At 68.4% G+C, this 2,336-nt stretch carries 1 protein-coding gene; it reads left to right on the top strand.

Annotated elements, in window-relative coordinates:
- Positions 1–611: 611 nt before the first annotated feature.
- The gene (locus tag VF468_30740; GenBank protein HEX5882664.1) at positions 612–2,063 is read left to right on the top strand and encodes a DUF2252 domain-containing protein; all 1,452 of its coding nucleotides are present in this window, start codon (positions 612–614) and stop codon (positions 2,061–2,063) included.
- The last annotated feature ends 273 nt before the right edge of the window (positions 2,064–2,336 follow it).

Here is a 2,336-nt window from a genome sequence, read left to right as displayed (position 1 = left end):
TCCGCCGGGTGCTTCCGCCTGCCCACGCACCGTCGATTTTCGGATCAGCAGCGGATCGTCCACGGCGTGCGGCTGAGTACTGTCCTGGCAGCTCACGTCGGGGGGGTCGTCCAGCCAGTGCGCTCCTGTGGGGCCGAGTAGCGGCTGGTGGAATGACAAGCGGAATGACAAGGACTTCGCCCAAAGCCCCCAGGGAAAGCAGCTCACAGAGGAGATCAAGGAACAGGCCAGCAAGCCAGTGAACCGTCGCAAGCTCAAGGAGTTTGGCCAGCGCTTCATGAAGCGACGCTAGCGCCGCCGCAGGCGTTGGCCAACGAGTGGTGGTGGATGGCTGCCGGAGCTGCTCACGAACCGTCGGCAGCCACCAGGCTCTGACGCACCTCGACAGGCCGACGCCGCTGGGGTCAACGACAGTCCCCCGCCGACGCCCTCCGACAGCCAGGCCGACCCTCGAGCCGACCTGCGGGGATCAGGCTCGGGTCGTGCCGGCAGGCCCGTTTGAGACTGCCTCACATGAGTGGGATCACTCACGGGATGCTGCCCAGGCGCCTCGCTGGTGTTATCAATGGAAGTCCGGCAGGAAAGGTGACCCAAGCGGGAGGGACGGGCAGATGGCCGCGAGGACCAGGGTCCCGCATCCGAGCGTGGATGAGCGCCGAGCCAAGGGCAAGGAGGCCCGCAACCGTACCCCTCCATCCAGCCACGCCGAGTGGGCGCCGGCCACCGACCGCCCCGACCCGGTTGCGCTGCTGCAGGAGCAGAACGCGACCCGGGAGCCCGACCTGGTCCCGGTCCGCCACGGGCGGATGCTGGTGTCACCGTTTACCTTCTACCGGGGCACGGCCAAGATCATGGCTACCGACCTCAACGGAACCCCCACCGCCGGGCTGGACGTGCAGCTGTGCGGGGATGCCCATCTGTCCAACTTCGGGGTCTTCGCCTCGCCCGAGCGCCGGCTGCTGTTCGACCTCAACGACTTCGATGAGACCCTCTCGGGGCCGTTCGAGTACGACGTCAAGCGGCTGGCGGCTAGCTTCATGATCGCCGGCCGCAACAACGGCTTCGCCAAGGCCGACACCAAGGCGGCCACACAAGCGGCGGTGGCGGCCTACCGCGAAGCCATGGCCGGCTTCGCCGCCATGGGCACGCTGGCCATCTGGTACGCCCACCTGGACGAGGACGAGCTCATGAAGGGAGTCCGCGGCGCCGCCACCGAGGCCGCGAAAGCCAGAACGGGAAAGAAAGCAACCAAGGCGGCTACGCGGGCTGCGAAGACCGCCCAGAAGACTGTCGCCAAGGCCCACACCCGCGACAGCCTGCAGGCCCTGTCCAAGCTTGGCGAGTTGGTTGACGGCCAGTATCGGATCGTCAGCCAGCCCCCGATCGTGGTCCCGGCCCGGGAGCTGGAGGCGACCTATGGGCTGTCCGGCGACCAGATCGAGCAGGTGATCCACGAGCAGTTCCGCGGCTACCGGGCCACCCTGCGCGACGACCAGCGCCGGCTGCTGGAGCGGTTCCAGCTGGTGGACGTGGCCCGCAAGGTGGTCGGGGTGGGCAGCGTCGGCACCCGAGCCTTCATCGTCCTGCTGCAAGGCCGCGACCAACAGGACCCGCTGTTCCTGCAGGTGAAGGAGGCGACCGCCTCGGTCCTGGAGGGCCCTCTACCCAAGAGCCGCTACCGCCAGCCCGGCCAGCGGGTGGTCCAGGGCCAGCGGATGATGCAGGCGGCCAGCGACATCTTCCTGGGCTGGACCAAGGGGGTGGAGGCCCACCGCTACTACTCCTGGCGGCAGCTGCGGGACATGAAGGGCTCGGCCGAGGTCGAGTCGATGAGGCCGGTGGGGCTCAACTTCTACGCCGGCATCTGCGGCTGGACCCTGGCGCGGGCGCATGCCCGCTCCGGGGATCCGGTGGCGATCGCCGAGTACCTTGGTGAGGACGACCAGTTCGACCGGTCGATCACTGACTTCGCCAAGCGCTACGCCGACCAGAACGAGCGCGACTACCAGGCGTTCGCGGCGGCGATCCAGTCAGGACGACTGGAGGCGCTCGAAGGCGCCTGAACCGGGCGAGCCCAGCGAGCCGTCGCTCTTCTTCCACCCTAGATCAGCCAGGCCTATCGGCTGGAACGGATCGGCGATATCGAGCTGGAGAACCGGGAGGCATGGCCCTCGTCCTCGCATCCGCTCAGCGACGCCCGTCCTTCCCGGGCGTCACGGTCAGGCGATCTGCCACAGCCGCTTCCAGTCCATGATGGGCTTTGGGTCGGGCACCCCAGGACGGTCACGGGGGACCCGGACCCGCAGGGCGGCCGGCTGGAGGGTGCAGCGTACGGG

Source organism: Actinomycetota bacterium, from assembly GCA_036280995.1.
GTDB lineage: Bacteria > Actinomycetota > CALGFH01 > CALGFH01 > CALGFH01 > CALGFH01.
The sequence above is the reverse complement of the archived record's forward strand: the minus strand, read 5'-3'. Positions and strand labels throughout refer to the sequence as shown.